This window comes from Novosphingobium sp., assembly GCF_024642085.1.
Classification (GTDB): Bacteria; Pseudomonadota; Alphaproteobacteria; order Sphingomonadales; family Sphingomonadaceae; genus Novosphingobium.
Genome location: NZ_JAHEBV010000010.1, coordinates 1 through 16,787, shown reverse-complemented (window position 1 = coordinate 16,787; position 16,787 = coordinate 1). Strand labels below are relative to the sequence as shown.

The window sequence follows — 16,787 nt, the reverse complement described above, 5'->3', positions numbered from 1 at the left end:
TCGTCCCTGCCAGCATTGACGCTGCGATGCAACGCGAAGCACGGGCTGACGGCTCCGCAGGATAATCGAAAAAGGCTGGCGCAAAGCGGCGCTATTCCTGATAAGGCGCCCGCGCGCCGGACTGGCGCAGGCTAACTGGAAAGGCCCCATGGAAGACGAGTTCTACCGCATCAAGCGACTGCCGCCCTATGTCATCGCCGAAGTCAACGGCATGCGGGCCGCGGCGCGCGCCGCGGGCAAGGACATTATCGACCTGGGCATGGGCAATCCCGATCTGCCCCCTCCGGCCCATGTGATCGACAAGCTGTGTGAAGTTGCGCAGAAGCCGGACGCCCATGGCTATTCGGCGTCCAAGGGCATTCCCGGCATCCGCAAGGCCCAGGCCAATTACTATGGCCGCCGGTTCGGCGTTGACCTTGATCCCGAAACCGAAGTGGTCATGACCATGGGATCGAAGGAAGGTCTGGCCAGCATGGCCACGGCAATGACGGCACCGGGTGATGTGGTGCTGGCACCCAACCCCAGCTACCCGATCCACACCTTCGGATTCATCATCGCAGGCGCGACGATCCGATCGGTGCCGACCACCCCGGACGAGAATTACTGGCGGGCACTGGACCGGGCGATGGCCTTCACCGTGCCGCGTCCGTCCATCCTGATCGTCAATTATCCATCGAACCCGACCGCCGAAACGGTCGACCTGGCGTTCTATGAACGGCTGGTCGCCTGGGCCAAGGAAAACAAGGTCTGGGTGCTGTCGGACCTGGCCTATTCCGAACTTTATTACGATGGCAACCCGACCGTTTCGATCCTGCAGGTACCGGGGGCCAAGGACGTGGCGGTCGAGTTTACGTCGATGTCCAAGACCTTTTCCATGGCCGGGTGGCGCGTCGGCTTCGCCGTGGGCAACCCGCGGCTGATCGCGGCGCTGACCCGGGTGAAAAGTTACCTCGATTACGGGGCTTTCACCCCGATCCAGGCGGCCGCTTGCGCCGCGCTCAACGGGCCGCAGGATATCGTTGAGGCGAACCGCGCACTGTATCAAAAGCGCCGCGACGTGCTGGTTGAGAGCTTTGGCAGGGCCGGCTGGGAAATCCCCAGCCCCAAGGCCTCGATGTTTGCCTGGGCGCCGCTGCCACCGGCGCTGCAACACATGGGCAGCCTTGAGTTTTCCAAGCAATTGCTGACCCATGCCGAAGTGGCCGTTGCCCCCGGCGTCGGGTACGGCGAGGAAGGCGAAGGTTTTGTCCGCATCGCCATGGTCGAAAACGAACAGCGCCTGCGCCAGGCTGCCCGGAATGTGCGGCGCTATCTGGCCAGCATGGGGGTCAACACCACCGCGGCATAGGTCGCCGCCGACCTGCGATCCGGTGCCTGTAAGCCGTTTTGGTTGCAACGCGTCTTGCATGGCAAGAGCAAGCCCCCAATGCCTGGCAGCAAGACAGGCGCGCCTTGGGGTTGCCATTTTTGCGAGAGTTTAGCTGGCTGGCGGCGGGGCCTGTTCCTGCAGTCTGCGATCTGCGCCGGCTGGGCTGGCGATTGCGCCGTGCGCCGGACGATCCTGGCCCGGTCGATCCGTGCCCGTTGCTGGCGGTACCCAGCGGCCTGCCCTTCAGCCAGTGGCTTTCCCTGACAGGCGGGCCTTCGCAGCGCCGCCGCGCCACGGCCATGCTGGGGATTGAAGATGCGCAGCAGCGCTCGCGTTTGCTGCGAATGGGCTTTGGCGAGGCATTTGGCTGGCCTGTCAGCCTGGATGAATTGGCCGTGCGGATCGAGCGGATGACCGAGCGCGCGCTGACCCTGCCGCGGCGCCGCCGGATAGGAACACTGCTGCTCGACATGGTGGCGCGCGACGGGTTTGTCGCCGGGCGGCCGATTGGCCTTCACCCGCGTGAGTTTGCGCTGCTGTGGCGACTGGGCGAACAGCCCGGCTATGCTGTGTCCGGCGCTGCGCTGCTGTGTGATGTCTGGCGGCTGTCGTTCCGCCCCGAAACAAACAGCCTGGCTGTCCATGTCAGCCGCCTGCGGGCCAAGCTGCGCATTGCCGGGCTTGACGGGCTGATCGAAACCGCGCCGCATGGAGGCTATCGGCTTGCCGTGGGGCTGCCCGCTGATTTCGCGCTGGACGGCTATGCCAGGATGGGCAAGGAACGCGCGCACGAAACCAGCTGAACGAAGGGCAGGGCTAGCGATGCGGCAGGAAATGAACCCCGGCGGGCGAGTGACGGTCGAACTGGGTACGGATGGCGTTGCTCAGGTCCGCCTGATCCGCGCCGACAAGATGAACGCGCTTGATCCCGACATGTTTGCTGCGCTGATCGGCGCGGGCCATGCGCTGCACGAAATGAAGGGCCTGCGGGCCGTGGTGCTGGCGGGCGAAGGGCGCAGCTTTTGTGCCGGGCTCGACATGGCCAGCATGGCCAACACCAGCCGCCATGACCGCGCCCCGCTGACCGAGCGGACGCACGGCGCCGCCAATATGCCGCAGCAGGTGGCGATGCTGTGGCGCAAGCTTGCCGTGCCGGTGATCGCGGCGGTCCACGGGGTGTGCTTTGGCGGCGGGCTCCAGGTGGCCAGCGGTGCCGATATTAGGGTGGTCGACCCCGCCGCACGGCTGGCTGTGATGGAGATGAAGTGGGGGCTAGTTCCGGATATGGCTGGCTACGCGTTGTGGAAAGGCATGGTCCGCGATGACCTGCTGCGCGAACTTACGTATACCAACCGCGAGTTTACCGGCGAACAAGCCGGCGCATATGGCTTTGCCACCATCGTCGATGCCAATCCGGTCGCCCGCGCCACAGCCATCGCGGCCGAGATCGCTGATCGTAACCCCCATGCGCAGCGCGCCGCCAAGCGGTTGTTCAATCGCTATCTCGAGGCGACCACGGACGAGATCCTGATGGCCGAAAGCGTGGAGCAGCAAGCCCTGATCGGCAGCAAGAACCAGATCGAAGCCGTGATGAGCCAGATGGAAAAACGCAGGGGCGTCTATTCTGATCCGTGATCGGGAACGCTTGCCAGATCTGCGGGTGTATTGATGTTGATCGTTGCCGCCGGCAGTGTGATGGCGCGCGCGCCCACGGCTTCTGCCAGCGCCATCATCGAATGCCTCGCGTCGCTTTCAAGGATTTTCACCACCGCCCCTTCTGCATGGGCCGGCCACAAGGCGATTACCGGCTGGTCGGCAACATAGGCCGGTGCTGGGTCCAGGCGGGCTGGCAGATCGTCCGGCAGGCCCAGCGAATCGACGCCTATTGTCAGGACCAGGTCAAAGCCTTCCTGGCGAGCCAGGCGCAGCGCGGCAGCGATACCGCCTAAGGGACCCATGCCGGGGCCGGGCCAATCGGGCAGGGTCGGGGTAGGGGCCTCGTCGCGCCCCACCACCACGACCTTGTCGCACCAGCCCGACAGCTTGCTGACAGCGAGGCTGAGCAGAGTGTGACCCTTCACGTTAGCCAGCGCCTTGTCACTGCCGAAGCGGGAGGATTGCCCCCCGGCGAGCACCGCGCCCAGGATCATGCTAGCTGCATCATGCCGTCAGACCCTCGGCAAATAATTCCCCTTGATCAACCGTGTAACAGCCGGTGACGTTAAACGAGCAGTAGTCGCCCGCCTGCGTCGAAATTGTCGAAGGGATTTCGGCCTTGGCGCTGAAGGCGCGGGTATGCATGACGGCGGCACTCCGGCAATTATAGGTGGAGGCGCTTGTGTGCGCACTCGGTCAGCGCTTGGCAAGTGGCTGGCAGCGGTATAGCCCGGTGCGCGATGAAGGCCTTGCATGATCCCGCCCTCGCTCTTGGCCAAGGGCTCGCCGCGATTCGCGCCCAGTTCAAGGTGCCCGATCATTTCCCGCCCGAAGTCGATGCCGCCGCTGCCCAGTCGGCCCGGCGAACACCAGGCGAGCACGCCGACCGCACGGCGATGCCTTTCGTTACGCTTGATCCAGCAAGTTCGACCGATCTCGATCAAGCCTTCACTATCGAGGCCGCGGGCAATGACCTGCTGCTGCATTACGCCATTGCCGACGTTGCCTGGTTTGTTGCCGACGGCGATCCTGTCGATACCGAAGCATGGCAAAGAGGTGAAACCTTCTATCTGCCCGATGGGAAGGCAGGCCTGTATCCCCGGGTGCTGGCCGAAGGCGCGGCCAGCCTGCTGCCCGATGGTCCCCGCCCGGCGGTAATATTCACTACCCGCGTTGCACCCGATGGCACGGTCAAGCTCGATTGCGCGGAGCGTGCCGTGATCCGCAGCCGTGCCAAGCTGGCCTATGACGCTGTGCGCGACGATCAGCTGCCGGACGGTTTCATCGAGCTTGGCGACCGCGTGGCGCGCGCCGAAGCGGCGCGCGGCGCGGCCCGGGTCGATCCGCCCGAACAGGAGGTAGAGCGTGATGCAGCCGGGCACTATACCCTGCGATTTCGCCCAATAGCGATTTCCGAAACCCGCAATGCCGCGCTGTCCCTTGCAACCAATATGGCTGTGGCCGACGCACTTTACGCGGCAAAGACGGGCCTTTTCCGCGTTATGGCCGAACCCGACGCAGGAGCTGTCGCGCGACTGCGTCATACCGCCCGCGCCTTTGGACTCGATTGGCCTCAATCGCAGGGGCTGAAAGATTACGAAGCTGGCCTTGATCCCCGGGACCCGGCTCAGGCAGCCTTCATGCTGGCAATCCGCCGGGCCGGTAACGGCGCGTCCTATGTACCTTTCAAGGCGGACGTCAAACCATGGCACGCGGCGATGGCGGCGACTTACGCTCACGCCACCGCTCCCTTGCGCCGCCTGGCCGATCGCTATGTCGTGCGCGCTGCCCTTGCGGTGGCCAATGGACAACCGGTTCCCGCTGCTGTCGAGAGTGCGTTTCAGAAGCTTGGACCGGTTATGGGCAAGGCCGATGCCCGCGCTGGCCAGATCGAACGCGCTGTGGTTGATCTCGCTGAAACTGAAGTGCTTGCCGGACAGGAGGGCCAAAGTTTTGCCGCGATGGTCACCGATCTTGGCGAAGCGGGCGCCCGGATCCAGTTGTGCGACCTGCCGGTCGTGGCGCGCACCGTCGCCAGGTCTGTAACTCCGGGTGAAAAAATCACCGTCCGGCTTGACCGCGCCGACCCCGTTCGCCGCGAACTCGCCTTCAGCCGGATCGCCTGACCTTGCTCCTCGCAAAGCGGGTTGCGCGGCCAACGCGCCTCGGCTAGTGGCGCCTTTCCCGCTTCGGCGGGATGGATGGCCCGATGGCGGAGTGGTTACGCACCGGATTGCAAATCCGTTTACGCCGGTTCGATTCCGGCTCGGGCCTCCAGCACAGTGGGTTTGCCGCTTTAGCTCAGTCGGTAGAGCACATCATTCGTAATGATGGGGTCACGTGTTCGAGTCACGTAAGCGGCACCACTTATTCACCCGGGCACTTGCTGCCGGGTACTGCTATTTTGCGAGCGCTGCGCCGGCTCTGGCGGCAGATGATCCTGCATCGGTGATCGTGGTGACCGGACGGCCGCTGGCCGTGCCGGAATCGGCGGCGGCCTATGACCAGGTTGCGATCGATGCCGAGCGCCTGCGTTCCAGTGCATCGGGACGGATCGAGGATGCCTTGTCCGCCGTGGCAGGCTTCCAGCAGTTCCGGCGATCGGACAGCCGATCGTCCAACCCGACCGCGCAAGGGGTGACCTTGCGTGCGCTGGGCGGCAACGCTTCGAGCCGGACGCTGGTCCTGCTTGACGGGGTGCCGATGGCCGATCCGTTTTTCGGCCATGTGCCGCTGTCGGCACTGGCCCCGGAGCGATTGGCTCAGGCAAGGGTCACTCGCGGCGGCGGGGCAGGTGCGTTTGGCGCGGGCGCGGTTGCCGGGACCATTGAGCTGGACAGCGCCGGGGCAGACGATCTGGCCTTGCTGGAGGGCGAGGCGCTGGTCGATGATCGCGGCGAAACCGCACTTTCGGCCATGCTGGCGCCGCGGCTGGGTTCCGGCTTTGTCGTGGCTTCGGCGCGGTGGGACCACGGCCAGGGTTTTTGGACGACACCCAAAAGTCAACGAGTGCCGGCATCGGCCCGGGCGCGCTATGACAGCTGGTCGGCCAGCCTGCGCGGAGTTGCGCCGCTGACTTCCGAAACCGAACTGCAGGCCCGGATACTGGCGTTTGACGATCACCGCACCTTGCGGTTTGCCGGTGCGGATTCGACTAGCAGCGGGCAGGATGCCAGTCTGCGCCTGGTCGGACGAGGCGCGTGGGGCTTCGAGCTGCTCGGCTATGTCCAGGCGCGCGACTATTCCAACGTGGTGATCAGTGCGACCAATTTCAGGAAGACGCTTGACCAGCGCGCGACCCCTTCGACCGGATGGGGCGGCAAGGCAGAACTGCGCCCGCCCGTTGGCAGAACGCTTGCGCTTCGGCTGGGCAGTGACTGGCGCGTGGCCAGCGGCACAATGTACGAAGATGCCTACAGCACGGCGACCGGGCTGGTTTCCGCGCGGCGCAGCGCGGGCGGGCGTAATGCCGATCTGGGGTTATATGCCGAAAGCGATTGGCGGCTGGGCCGGATCACGCTGACGGGCGGGGCGCGGATCGACCGCTGGAGCATCGGCGATGGATTTTTCCGCGATACGACCCGGCCAGACAGCTTTTTTGCGGGCCGCAACGGCTGGGCAGAAAGCCTGCGCGGCGGCGCCTTGTTGGCAATAGGCGGCGGGCTAACGCTGCGCGGTTCTGTCTATTCCGGCCTGCGCCAGCCGACATTGAATGAACTGTACCGGCCCTTCACGGTCTTTCCTGTCACTACCCGCGCTAATGCGCTGCTCGGCAATGAGCGGCTGGTAGGGTTCGAGGGCGGCATCGATTACGCGCCAAGCACCGCCGTACGCCTGTCAGTTACGGCGTTCGACAACCGGGTCCGCCACGCCATCGCCAATGTGACCATTGGCACCAACCTGCGCGAACGGCGCAATGTCGATGCGGTCCGCGCGCGCGGACTGGAGCTTGGCGCGGGGCTGCGGCTGCGGACGGTATCGTTTGATGGCTCGCTGGCTTTGACCGATGCCCGGGTGGAGGCAGCGGCCAGCCCGGCGCTTGATGGCAAGCGTCCGGCGCAGACGCCCAAATTGGCTGCCAGCGCCACACTGGCCTGGGCACCGCGCGGCGGCTGGCGGATCGCCGCAACGGTCAAGCCTGTCGGCGCGCAGTTTGAGGACGACCTGCAGACCGACGTGCTGCCTGCGGTGACGACACTGGACGCCTTTGTTCAGGTTCCTCTGCGCAGCGGGGTGAGCCTGATCCTGCGCGGCGAAAACCTTACCGACAGGCAGATCGTCACTCGCAACCAGGGCGGATCGATCGATCTGGGCGTTTCGCGCACGCTGTGGGCCGGATTGCGCGTTGCCCTGCCGCGCTGATCGGTTACACTGGTTGCAAAAGCGAACTGGAGCAGAGCGATGGCCACCAAACTTTCCGCGCATAGTCGCAACCTTGATTGCAGCGAGGCTGAATGGCAGGCCCGGCTTGAGCTGGCGGCCTGTTACCGCGTCTTCGACCACCTTGGCTGGTCGGAATCGATCTATAACCACATTTCGGCCCGGGTGCCGGAAGAGGATGGGGCGTTCCTGATCAATCCGTTTGGCTTGCTTTACAGCGAAGTCACAGCATCGAACCTCGTCAAGATCGACATTGATGGGAATACGCTGGATGGCAGCCAGTATCCAGTCAACCGGGCCGGCTTTGTCCAGCACGCGCTGTTCCACCGCCATGCCCCTTGGGCCCATGCCATTGCCCATTCGCATACGACCGCGATGATGGCTGTATGCAGCCTGGAAGGCGGGCTGCAGCCCGTTAATTTCTACGCCTGCAACTTTGCTGGGCGGCTGGCCTACCACGATTTTGAAGGGATCACTGTCCGCGACGAGGAAGGTGAGCGGCTGCTGGCCAACCTGGGTGACCGGCGCATCCTTATGCTGCGTAATCATGGCCCGGTGATATTGGGTCGATCGCTGCCCGAAATGTTTCTTCAGCACTGGAGCTTGCAGCGTGCCTGCGAGGTGCAGCTGGCTACCATGGCCGCAGGCACGCCGCTGCTCGTCCCCGACGATGTGGTAGCGGTCCACCAGCGCGACCTTGCCCAGGGCGTGGTCCCAGGCACGCGGCCGGGACAGGCTGATTTCGATGCCTGGGTACGGCGGATCGACACGATTGACCGCAGCTGGCGCGACTGAGGATCACAGTCCCTTGCCCAGCCTGACCGTTAACGACCGCCCGGTCGATTTCCAGCTTGATCCGCAGACCCCGTTGCTGTGGGCGCTGCGCGATGCTGCCAATCTGACCGGAACCAAATACGGTTGTGGGGTGGGGGATTGCGGGGCCTGCATGGTGCTGGTTGATGGCCAGGCGCTGCGTTCCTGCCTGGTCAGTCTGGCGGAGGCCGAGGGCCGCAGTGTGACTACGATCGAAGGCCTGTCTGCCGATCGCTCGCACCCGGTGCAGCAGGCCATGGTGGCAGAGCAGGCAATCCAGTGCGGGTTCTGCACTCCCGGGATCGTCATGGCCGCAGCCGCGCTGCTGGCGCGCAATGCCGACCCTTCGGCACAGGACATCAAGGCCGCCGTCCCCAACCTATGCCGCTGCGGCGTCTATCCTCGGCTGGTCCGTGCCATCCAGCGCGCGGGGCGGGTGGCCCGCCGGATCGAGACGATCAGCGCAGCGCCCGCGCCGGGGATCACACCCGAAGATGCGGCCCGCGCCGTTCCAGCGATGCGGCGCCAGTAGGCTGTCAAACACGACCAAGGGGGAGTGGTAGGGGATGATCAATACACCATTGAAGCTGCCGTGCGGCGCGGTCTTGCCCAACCGCCTGGCCAAGGCCGCGATGACCGAAGGGCTGGCCGATCCGCAGGGACTGGCAACGCCGGAGCTGGAACGGCTTTATTCCATTTGGGGGCAGGGCGGCTGCGGCATGCTGTTGTCGGGAAATATCCAGATCGATGCCGATCATCTGGAACGACCGGGCAACATGATCCTTGATCGGCCTGCAGACGGCGCAACGCTGAGTGCGCTGCGGCGGATGACCGTCGCGGCCAAGGCCGGCGGGGCGCAGTTCTGGGCGCAGATCAGCCACGCCGGGCGGCAGACGATGAAGACGGTCAATCCGCATCCCAAGGCCCCGTCGCCGGTCAAGCTGGGTCTGCCCGGCGGCCAGTTTGGCGAACCAGTGGCCCTGACAAGCGCTGAGATAGAGGACCTTATTACCCGGTTCGGGCAGGCCGCGGCGACCTCGATCGATGCCGGGTTCGACGGAATCCAGGTTCACGCCGCGCACGGATACTTGATTTCGCAGTTCCTCAGTCCGCGCAGCAATCAGCGCAGTGACGAATGGGGTGGCAGCCTGGAAAACCGCGCCCGGTTCCTGTTGCGCGTGGTTCGCGCGATGCGCGCGGTCGTCCCCACCAGCGCGGCGGTGGCGGTTAAACTCAACTCGGCTGATTTCCAGAAAGGCGGCTTTGCCTTCGAGGAAAGCCTGCAGGTGGTGCAATGGCTTGAAGCCGAAGGGGTTGACCTGATCGAGATTTCAGGCGGCACCTATGAACAGCCCAAGCTGATCGGGATGGAGGGGATGGAGCCGCCCGAAATGCCCAAAGTCGCGGCATCGACCCTGGCACGGGAAGCCTATTTTGCTGATTTCGCGCTCGCCATGAAGAGCGCCGTCAAGGTTCCGCTGATGGTTACCGGAGGGCTGCGCAGCCGCGCGGCGATAGAGCAGGTGCTGGCTGCAGGGGCCGGTGACGTGATCGGCATCGGCCGTCCACTTTGCGCCCAGACCGATGGAGCCCGGCGCCTGCTGGATGGCGCGGACAGTCTGCCGCGGCCCGAGGCTGGGCTGACCATGTTTACAGGCGTTCTGGCCGGGTTGAAGCGCTTCAAGATGGTCCGCGCGATTGATGGCTTTGCCGCGCAGGACTGGTACTACAGCCAGATCTACGCACTGGGCCGGACCGGGCGGACCAATCTTGACCAGAGCGTGTTCAAATCGTTCCTCGAAGTGGAACGCACACACAAGGCCTGGCTGAAAGCGCGCCGGAGTTAAAACGTTATCCGCGCCGTCAGCCGGGCGTTGATTGGTTCGCCAGTGGCGATGTTGTTGTCGGTGTGGGCGCTGGGGTAATAACGGGTGTCGGCCAGGTTTTCGACATTGAGTTGCAGGCTGAAGCGGTCGCTGATGTCGTAAAAGGCCGATGCGTCGATCCGCGTGAAGCCGGGCAGAGTGACGGCATTGCTGATGGTGGCGAACTGGCCCGACTGGTGGACTACGCCCAGCCCCAAACCCAGTCTGTCGCTAAGATCATAGCGGGTCCAGGCGCTGAACTGGTGATGGGGCAGCTTGTCGAGCTGGCGTCCGGCGGGTGCAGCGCTGGTGGCTTGGCGGATTTCGCCCTCTTGGTAAGTATAGCCTAGTGTCGCCGACCAGCGCCGGGCAATCCGTCCCGAAAGTGCTGCTTCCAGTCCTTTGACGCGGCTAGCCCCTGTCAGAACGAAAAAGCCGGGATTGGCCGGATCGGCGACGCGGGTATTGCTGCGGTCAACCTGGAAGGCGGCGGCAGTGACTACCAGCGCCGGGGCTACCTCCCATTTCGCGCCTAGTTCCAGGTTGCGGAACGCCTCGGGATCAAGGCTTTGGTACGCAGGATCGAGCGTTGAAAATTGATCGCCCGATTGCGGCAGGAAGCTTCTGGCATAGCTTGCATAAAGCGAGAGGTGCTGCTGCGGTTTGATCACCAGTCCAAGACGCGGCGACCATTTGCTGTCGGTTCGGTTCGGCGTGGACGCATTCAGACGATTGATCGCGGCAATTTCGAAACGGTCATGCCGCACCCCGGCGATCACCTGAAGGAACGGCAACAATTCGATCTGGTCCTGGACATAGGCGGACAGGCTGCGGACGCGGGTGTGGCTGTCCGTAACCAGGCCGGTGAAACTGGTGGCGGGCAGGGCCAGGCTTTGCGCCAGGGGCACCGTGGTTGCCGCCGAGGTGCCGCCGGTTCCGGTGGCGAACAGGACGTTCCGCCGCGTTGCATCGCTGATCTGGCTGGCACCTTCTATGCCCGCCAGCAGGGTGTGGGCGATTGTGCCGGTATGCCCTTTCCAGACCAGGTTAACCTGGCCGATCGCGTTGGTCCGCTGGGTTGCGCTTTCATAACCGCTAAGCGTAACCGTGGCCGCCGTTGCTGATGCCGGCAGGACATTGGCGTAAAGCTTGTCATAACCGGCGAACATTCCCGCCACCGACAGGGTCAGCCCATCGGCCAGTTCATGATCCAGCCGCGCGCGGGCGATGTGCGCGTCGACAGTGCCGCGATTAAGCCGCGGGCTGCCGAACAACGTACGGTCGTAGCCGGTCAGCGGAGTGCCGCCGAGTGAGGGCACCCCCCGGTCTATCACGCGGTCATCACGGCCGAATTCATAAGCCAGCGTCAGCGTGGTTGCCTGGCCCAGCTTGACGCCGAGTGTAGGCGCGAGCCCGATGAAGTGCCCGTCATATCCGTCGCGGTGGTTGGCCAATTTTTCATATATGCCGTTGATGCGCAGGGCCACCTGATCGGCCAGCACCACGTTGGCGTCTCCAGCCAGGGACCACGCACCGAAGGTGTCGATCCCGATCGAAGCACCGCCAACAGTGCGGCTGAACCCCGCCGACTTGGACACCCGGTTGACGATCCCGCCGCCGCCGCCCCGGCCAAACAAAAGTGCGTTGGCACCCTTAAGCACTTCGACCCGCTCGGTATTGAACAGCGGGCGGTAGTACTGCGCATCATCCCGCAGGCCGTCGAGAAAGAAGTCTGCCGTGCTGCTTTGCCCGCGCAGGACGATCTGGTCACGGTGGCCCTCGCCCTGGCCCAGAGTTACGCCTGGGACGTAACGCAAAGCGTCGTTCAGTGCCTCGACCGCCTGATCATTGAGCTGCTGGCGCCCGATCGTCGTGACGCTTTGCGGGGTGTCGAGCAGCGGCGTGCCGGTCTTTGTCGCGTCGGCCTGATCGATTACATAGCCATCGCGCTGGCCGGTGACGATTATCGGAGCCTGATCATCTGTATCGGCACCGCCGGCCCGGGCCGTCACGGGAAAGAAACAGGCGATTACGGCAGCAGAAAGCAAATAGCGGCAGGCAAAGTTCACGACATAATCCAGAGTGTGTTGTTGCGATTAATTCTCATTAACGAGATCAGCCGCTAATGCGAATCGTTCGCATTGACAAGGCGCAAATTGCCGTTTGCGGATAAAGTTTATAGGGATCCCGAAATGGCCGACGACGGAGATTCCATGAAAGCGACAATCTGGCACAACCCGGCCTGCGGTACCTCGCGCAAGACGCTGGCGATCCTGAAAGAAATACCGGGCGTTAATGTTACAGTGGTCGAATATCTGAAGAACCCGCCGCCCGCGGCCAAACTGGCGCAGCTTTACCGCGATGCCGGCATGACGCCGCAGCAGGGACTGCGCCTGCGCGGGACCGACGCCGAAGAACGCGGCCTGCCCCAGGCCAACGAAGCGACCGTTCTTGCCGCAATGGCCGCAGATCCGCGCCTGATCGAACGGCCATTGGTGGAAACAGACAAGGGCGTGCGGTTGTGCCGGCCCCAGGATCGGGTGCGCGATATTCTCTAGCGCGGTTTCATCAGTGCATCGTCATCGGCCATGCCGCGCCAGCCCAGCACAAGGACCGCAGCGCACAGCAGCTCGATCACGGTAAAGCCGACCACCGGCGAATGCCCATAGAGCCAGACACCAATTGCCGGCGCAACAATATAGGCCGCGCCGTTGGTTGATGCGACGATCCCGGCAGACTGGCCCTGTTCTGCGCGGCTGACAGACAGTGAAGCGCCTGCGGTGAAACCGGGACGAAACAAGCCAAAACCCATCGAAGACAACGCGATGCCCAGCGTAATACCATGAAGGTCCTGCGCCACAGAAAGCAGCGCCACGCCGATAGCCGCCAGTACCATCCCCGACAGGCACGATGCGCGCGGGCCCATGTGGAACAGCGGGATTATCCCCCATTGGGCCAGCAAAGTGGCCATGGCGCCAGCCATCAGGACCAGCCCGGTCGGGCCCGCCCCCGCAGTCGGATCGCCGCGCAGACCAAGCCGGTCAAGCACCAGAAAGCCGACAATTCCCATCACCGCTGCCTGGGCGTGGCCGCCGATCAGGCCGGCCACCAGCCAGGGACGCAGCCGCTGGTCGAACCACGATAACTTGGCCACGTCGGTAATGGGCGGGGGCAAAGTGCTGTGACCAGGTTCGGGGTCGCTATCTGCGCTGGCGTCACGTCGGCCGGAATTGGAATTGGCGCTGAACGGAGCGGCCATGACCTCACCGCGCCCGGCAAAGGCAGGCGTATCGTCCGGCAGACGCAGGCGCAGCGCAACCAGCACCACCACCGCGATCAGGGCAAAGGCCAGAAACGGGCTGACGAGGCCCAGGGCTGGCAGAATCAGCATCGGCGCCAGCGCGGGGCCAAGCACCGTGCCAAGGCCGAAGCTGGACGATATCAGGGACAGGGCCTGGGTCCGTTCAGCCCGGCTGGTGCGGCTAGCGACATAGGCCTGGACTGCCGGCGGCGCGGCCGATCCAAACAGGCCGTAGAGCGAACGGCACAGCGCAAAGGCCAGCAGCGTGGCCACTCCGCCCAGCATGCCGTTCAGGCCAAAGTACAGGGTCAGACCACAAAGCGAGAAACTGGCAATGAACCCGGTCAGGCCAATAGCCATCATCGCTTTGCGTCCGCGCCGGTCGGAACGGCGCGCCCACATCGGCGCGCAGGTCATCCACAGCAGCGCCGACCAGGTATAGGCCAGGCTGATCCAGAAATCCTGGACATGGAGCGCTGTGCCGATCGAGGGCATGACCGATTGCATCGCCGTATTGCCAGCCGCCGTGACCAGCATGACCAGATAAAGCAGCACCAGACGACCGCGCGGCAGCGAGCCTGTGGTGGGCGAAGGCACAGTGCCCGCTTCGCCAGCTGTCTCGGCATGGTCCATCATTTCGTCGCTAGTCGTGTCGCTCTTGCCTTGCAATGGGCGGACAAATTTGTGAAACGCGCGGAGCTTTTCTCCGCGGCTTTCAGGATAACACCCCCAGCATGACCAGCACCGAGCTTGCCGACGAGGCATTGCCGCATCGGCTCAGGCGCCAGATTATGCGGAAGCTTGGCCCGTGGGGGGTGTTTCTCGAAGGGTTCTTCGAGCACCCGGTCATGGTCGGTTCGATTATCCCGTCATCGCGTTTCACCATTGCCAAGATGCTGGGCCCGGTAAAGTGGAACGAATGCAAGCTGTTCGTTGAATACGGGCCCGGTGTCGGCACATTCTGCCGCCCGGTACTGGAGCGCCTGCCGCGTGACGGCGCGCTGATCGTGATAGACACCAACCCGCTGTTCATTGATTATCTGAAAGCGACGATTGTCGACAGCCGCTTTACCGCTGTCCTGGGTAGCGCTGCCGATGTCGAAACGATCGTGCGCGCGAACGGCCATGCCCATGCCGACTATGTTCTGTCAGGGCTTCCGTTTTCTACCTTGCCCGGCGGAGTCGGGGCTGAAATTGCTGCGGCAACGCACCGCGTGTTGCGGCCGGGCGGCGCATTCCTGGTCTATCAGTTTACCGCTGCCGCGCGCGATTTCATGGCCAAGCATTTTGCCCGCATCGATGCCGGGTTCGAATTGCTGAACGTCCTGCCGTGCAAGCTGTTCTGGGGCTGGAAGGAATAGCGCCTAGCTGAATGTCCGTGCCTCAACCTCGGCGCTAGGTCCGGCCAGCTGGCGGTGGCACGCGGCGATGATAGCGACCGAATAGACGCTCAGCACTGCCTGCAGGAACGAGGCGATCAGATCCTTGATCGCCGCTTCGGTCGATCCCGAAGCGATCAGGGACACGATCAGCCCGATGCCCGCCGCCAATACGATGTAGATCACAACCGCTGCGACCAGCAGGATCGCAAAAAAGCCGGCCAGTTTGCCGGTCGATCCTTTGGTCAACTGCCAGGACCGGTTTAGCGCCATGATCGGATTGCGCTGATCTTCAACAATCACGATCGGGCTGACCAGTGCAGTTCGAACAAGCACATAGGCCACGGCGCCAACCAGCAGCAGGCCAGCCGCCAGCTTCAGCAGGGCCGCTCCGCTTGCAATCGCCGCTATCATCAGCACGGATACCAGCAGGCCCAGACCAAGCGCCATGATTACCTGCGCGGCGATCACGGGCAGGACGCCCCGTGCGCCGCGCTTGATCGCCTCACCCACAGTGGGCCGGCTGCGATCGGTGAACAGCGTCAACATGGTCAGCGTGCCCAGCAATTGCAGCAAGGCTATGCCCAGCAATGCGAGCCAGGAATGGGTGTAATATTCGCCCATCAATGCCAGGGCTGCTTCCGGTGTTGCGCCGGAAGGCGGTTCTGGCGGGGGCATGAAGATTGCCAAGGCCAGCGCCGGCAGTGCGATGAACACCCCGGCCAGAGCCAGCAGAACGTCGCGGTTTGCCATGACCGAAGCGCTTGCATCCTTCCAGGCCTGATTGCTGTCAAACTTCATAGTGCGCCCCTTTGCAGCCTTTGGCCCTTGATAACCACAGCGATTGCCGCCACGCAACACGCGCCATGGCCGATAACCACCGCCACGATATCGAAATGCGCATCGGCAGCCATCAGGTGCCCTATCGCGAAGCGCTGGAAGCGATGACCGCGCGCAACGCGCAAATTGCGGCGGGCACTGCGCGCGAACTGATCTGGCTGCTGGAACATCCACCGGTGTACACCGCGGGAACCAGCGCTGCTGCGGCCGAATTGCTCGATCCGCGATTCGATGTGGTCGAGGCAGGGCGCGGAGGGCGCTATACCTACCACGGGCCGGGTCAGCGGGTGGGTTACGTGCTGCTCGACCTCAAACGCCGATCACGCGATGTGCGCGGCTTTGTTCATGCGCTTGAGGGCTGGGTGATCGACACCCTGGCCGATGTGGGGGTCGAAAGCTGGCGCGCGCCGGGCCGGATAGGGATCTGGACCAACGACATCGACGGGCGTGAGGCAAAAATCGGCGCAATTGGCGTGCGCATTCGTCGCTGGGTGACGATGCACGGATTCTCGGTAAACCTGGCGCCCGATCTGTCGCATTTTGGCGGCATTGTCCCTTGCGGGATCGAAGAGTTCGGCGTGACCAGCCTGGAACGGCTTGGCGTGCCGCTTGATTTTGCGCAATGGGATCGGGCATTGCTGGCGCGCATGGACGATTTTCTGTCCCGGCTTGACCGGCCCAGCCTGAAGGATTGATTTGTCGATGGCCCGCTTGACCCCTTTGCTACCAACCCTTGCGGCGGCTTGCCTGGCTGCAACTCTTTGCGGGTGCGGGGGTGATGCCAAGAAGGCCGCGGGCGGCAAGGCTGAAGGCGAAGTCCTGCCAGGATCGGCCAGCGATGCAATGCTGCCCTATGACACCGTGCGATCGCAGGCTCCGCTGGCGCCCAAGGCTGACAGTTCCGCAAACAAGGCCAAGAACGCGGCCGCAAACGACGACAAAGCAGACTGACCGTGTGCCGATAACGGCGCCGCGCCGCGCGTCGCGGCTTTTGGGTCACGGCGCGTTTGCCAGAATACCTTGGGCCAGCTTGAGATGCGGCCGGTCGATCATCTTGCCAGAAATCTGCAAGGCCCCCGCAGCCGGATTTGCCGCAAACGCTGCGACGATGGCCTGAGCCTCCTCGATTTCGGCAGCTGTCGGCGTAAACGCCTGGTTGATTATCGGGACCTGGGCTGGATGAA

General features: G+C 63.9%; 17 protein-coding genes, 2 tRNA genes and 1 pseudogene. 14 read left to right on the top strand and 6 right to left on the bottom strand.

The features are described 5' to 3' along the window. The first annotated feature begins 148 nt into the window (after positions 1-148). The 3 genes from Q0L62_RS06125 to Q0L62_RS06115 all read left to right on the top strand — a co-directional run bounded on the left by Q0L62_RS06125 (position 149) and on the right by Q0L62_RS06115 (position 3,004). Complete coding sequence (locus Q0L62_RS06125) at positions 149-1,348, top strand: LL-diaminopimelate aminotransferase (RefSeq protein WP_296677882.1); 1,200 nt, start codon at positions 149-151, stop codon at positions 1,346-1,348. A 110-nt stretch (positions 1,349-1,458) separates the two neighbouring features. After that, entirely contained in the window at positions 1,459-2,172 is a 714-nt protein-coding gene (locus Q0L62_RS06120; protein WP_296677880.1) for a winged helix-turn-helix domain-containing protein, read from the top strand. Between the two features lie 19 nt (positions 2,173-2,191). Next, on the top strand, positions 2,192-3,004 hold the full coding sequence (locus tag Q0L62_RS06115) for a crotonase/enoyl-CoA hydratase family protein (protein WP_296677877.1): 813 nt from the start codon (positions 2,192-2,194) through the stop codon (positions 3,002-3,004). Here the strand turns inward: Q0L62_RS06115 and Q0L62_RS06110 are convergent. Further along, positions 2,989-3,519, bottom strand: a complete 531-nt coding sequence (locus Q0L62_RS06110; protein ID WP_296677875.1) for a molybdenum cofactor guanylyltransferase — start codon at positions 3,517-3,519, stop codon at positions 2,989-2,991. The genes Q0L62_RS06115 and Q0L62_RS06110 overlap by 16 nt on opposite strands. Before the next feature lie 10 nt (positions 3,520-3,529). Further along, entirely contained in the window at positions 3,530-3,670 is a 141-nt protein-coding gene (locus tag Q0L62_RS06105; protein ID WP_296677873.1) for a hypothetical protein, read from the bottom strand. Between the two features lie 95 nt (positions 3,671-3,765). On the opposite strand from Q0L62_RS06105, the gene Q0L62_RS06100 reads away from it, so the two are divergent. From Q0L62_RS06100 to Q0L62_RS06070, 7 genes are all read left to right on the top strand, one after another. After that, complete coding sequence (locus Q0L62_RS06100) at positions 3,766-5,151, top strand: RNB domain-containing ribonuclease (RefSeq protein ID WP_296677871.1); 1,386 nt, start codon at positions 3,766-3,768, stop codon at positions 5,149-5,151. Between the two features lie 77 nt (positions 5,152-5,228). Next, positions 5,229-5,302: transfer RNA gene (locus Q0L62_RS06095), tRNA-Cys, on the top strand. A gap of 13 nt (positions 5,303-5,315) precedes the next feature. Beyond that, positions 5,316-5,391, top strand: a tRNA-Thr gene (locus Q0L62_RS06090). A 58-nt stretch (positions 5,392-5,449) separates the two neighbouring features. Beyond that, positions 5,450-7,387, top strand: coding sequence for a TonB-dependent receptor (locus Q0L62_RS06085; protein ID WP_296678077.1), 1,938 nt, complete (start codon positions 5,450-5,452; stop codon positions 7,385-7,387). Positions 7,388-7,426: 39 nt separating this feature from the next. Next, positions 7,427-8,200, top strand: coding sequence for a class II aldolase/adducin family protein (locus Q0L62_RS06080; protein WP_296677866.1), 774 nt, complete (start codon positions 7,427-7,429; stop codon positions 8,198-8,200). Positions 8,201-8,213: 13 nt separating this feature from the next. Then, on the top strand, positions 8,214-8,750 hold the full coding sequence (locus tag Q0L62_RS06075) for a (2Fe-2S)-binding protein (RefSeq protein ID WP_296677864.1): 537 nt from the start codon (positions 8,214-8,216) through the stop codon (positions 8,748-8,750). A gap of 34 nt (positions 8,751-8,784) precedes the next feature. Beyond that, positions 8,785-10,065 carry an NADH:flavin oxidoreductase/NADH oxidase family protein gene (locus Q0L62_RS06070; protein WP_296677861.1) on the top strand — a complete coding sequence of 427 codons (1,281 nt, stop codon included), beginning with the start codon at positions 8,785-8,787 and terminating at the stop codon, positions 10,063-10,065. Here the strand turns inward: Q0L62_RS06070 and Q0L62_RS06065 are convergent. Then, on the bottom strand, positions 10,062-12,095 hold the full coding sequence (locus tag Q0L62_RS06065) for a TonB-dependent siderophore receptor (RefSeq protein WP_296677859.1): 2,034 nt from the start codon (positions 12,093-12,095) through the stop codon (positions 10,062-10,064). The genes Q0L62_RS06070 and Q0L62_RS06065 overlap by 4 nt on opposite strands. Before the next feature lie 201 nt (positions 12,096-12,296). Between Q0L62_RS06065 and Q0L62_RS06060 the strand changes: the two genes are divergently transcribed. Next, entirely contained in the window at positions 12,297-12,641 is a 345-nt protein-coding gene (locus Q0L62_RS06060) for an arsenate reductase family protein (protein ID WP_296678074.1), read from the top strand. Here the strand turns inward: Q0L62_RS06060 and Q0L62_RS06055 are convergent. Further along, positions 12,638-14,017: an MFS transporter gene (locus tag Q0L62_RS06055; protein ID WP_296677856.1), complete on the bottom strand. Its 1,380-nt coding sequence runs from the start codon at positions 14,015-14,017 to the stop codon at positions 12,638-12,640. The two genes, Q0L62_RS06060 and Q0L62_RS06055, sit on opposite strands and share 4 nt — an antisense overlap. A gap of 101 nt (positions 14,018-14,118) precedes the next feature. Between Q0L62_RS06055 and Q0L62_RS06050 the strand changes: the two genes are divergently transcribed. After that, entirely contained in the window at positions 14,119-14,745 is a 627-nt protein-coding gene (locus Q0L62_RS06050; protein WP_296677854.1) for a class I SAM-dependent methyltransferase, read from the top strand. Between the two features lie 3 nt (positions 14,746-14,748). On the opposite strand, the gene Q0L62_RS06045 is transcribed toward Q0L62_RS06050, so the two are convergent. Next, positions 14,749-15,564, bottom strand: coding sequence for a hypothetical protein (locus tag Q0L62_RS06045; RefSeq protein ID WP_296677851.1), 816 nt, complete (start codon positions 15,562-15,564; stop codon positions 14,749-14,751). 65 nt (positions 15,565-15,629) lie between these two features. Here Q0L62_RS06045 and lipB point away from each other — a divergent pair, with 65 nt between their 5' ends. Both lipB and Q0L62_RS06035 read left to right on the top strand, forming a co-directional pair. After that, the gene (lipB, locus tag Q0L62_RS06040; RefSeq protein WP_296677850.1) at positions 15,630-16,298 is read left to right on the top strand and encodes a lipoyl(octanoyl) transferase LipB; all 669 of its coding nucleotides are present in this window, start codon (positions 15,630-15,632) and stop codon (positions 16,296-16,298) included. A gap of 7 nt (positions 16,299-16,305) precedes the next feature. Continuing rightward, entirely contained in the window at positions 16,306-16,554 is a 249-nt protein-coding gene (locus Q0L62_RS06035) for a hypothetical protein (RefSeq protein ID WP_296677847.1), read from the top strand. Between the two features lie 45 nt (positions 16,555-16,599). Here the strand turns inward: Q0L62_RS06035 and Q0L62_RS06030 are convergent. Next, positions 16,600-16,787 (bottom strand): annotated as a pseudogene (locus Q0L62_RS06030) (CoA ester lyase); the annotation flags it as partial.

Coding starts and splice junctions, on each gene's coding strand:
- Q0L62_RS06125 (WP_296677882.1), top strand. CDS start 149: ATGGAAGACGAGTTCTACCGCATCAAGCGACTGCCGCCCTATGTCATC.
- Q0L62_RS06115 (WP_296677877.1), top strand. CDS start 2,192: ATGCGGCAGGAAATGAACCCCGGCGGGCGAGTGACGGTCGAACTGGGT.
- Q0L62_RS06110 (WP_296677875.1), bottom strand. CDS start 3,519: ATGATCCTGGGCGCGGTGCTCGCCGGGGGGCAATCCTCCCGCTTCGGC.
- Q0L62_RS06105 (WP_296677873.1), bottom strand. CDS start 3,670: ATGCATACCCGCGCCTTCAGCGCCAAGGCCGAAATCCCTTCGACAATT.
- Q0L62_RS06100 (WP_296677871.1), top strand. CDS start 3,766: ATGAAGGCCTTGCATGATCCCGCCCTCGCTCTTGGCCAAGGGCTCGCC.
- Q0L62_RS06080 (WP_296677866.1), top strand. CDS start 7,427: ATGGCCACCAAACTTTCCGCGCATAGTCGCAACCTTGATTGCAGCGAG.
- Q0L62_RS06070 (WP_296677861.1), top strand. CDS start 8,785: ATGATCAATACACCATTGAAGCTGCCGTGCGGCGCGGTCTTGCCCAAC.
- Q0L62_RS06060 (WP_296678074.1), top strand. CDS start 12,297: ATGAAAGCGACAATCTGGCACAACCCGGCCTGCGGTACCTCGCGCAAG.
- Q0L62_RS06055 (WP_296677856.1), bottom strand. CDS start 14,017: ATGGACCATGCCGAGACAGCTGGCGAAGCGGGCACTGTGCCTTCGCCC.
- Q0L62_RS06050 (WP_296677854.1), top strand. CDS start 14,119: ATGACCAGCACCGAGCTTGCCGACGAGGCATTGCCGCATCGGCTCAGG.
- Q0L62_RS06045 (WP_296677851.1), bottom strand. CDS start 15,564: ATGAAGTTTGACAGCAATCAGGCCTGGAAGGATGCAAGCGCTTCGGTC.
- lipB (WP_296677850.1), top strand. CDS start 15,630: ATGGCCGATAACCACCGCCACGATATCGAAATGCGCATCGGCAGCCAT.
- Q0L62_RS06035 (WP_296677847.1), top strand. CDS start 16,306: ATGGCCCGCTTGACCCCTTTGCTACCAACCCTTGCGGCGGCTTGCCTG.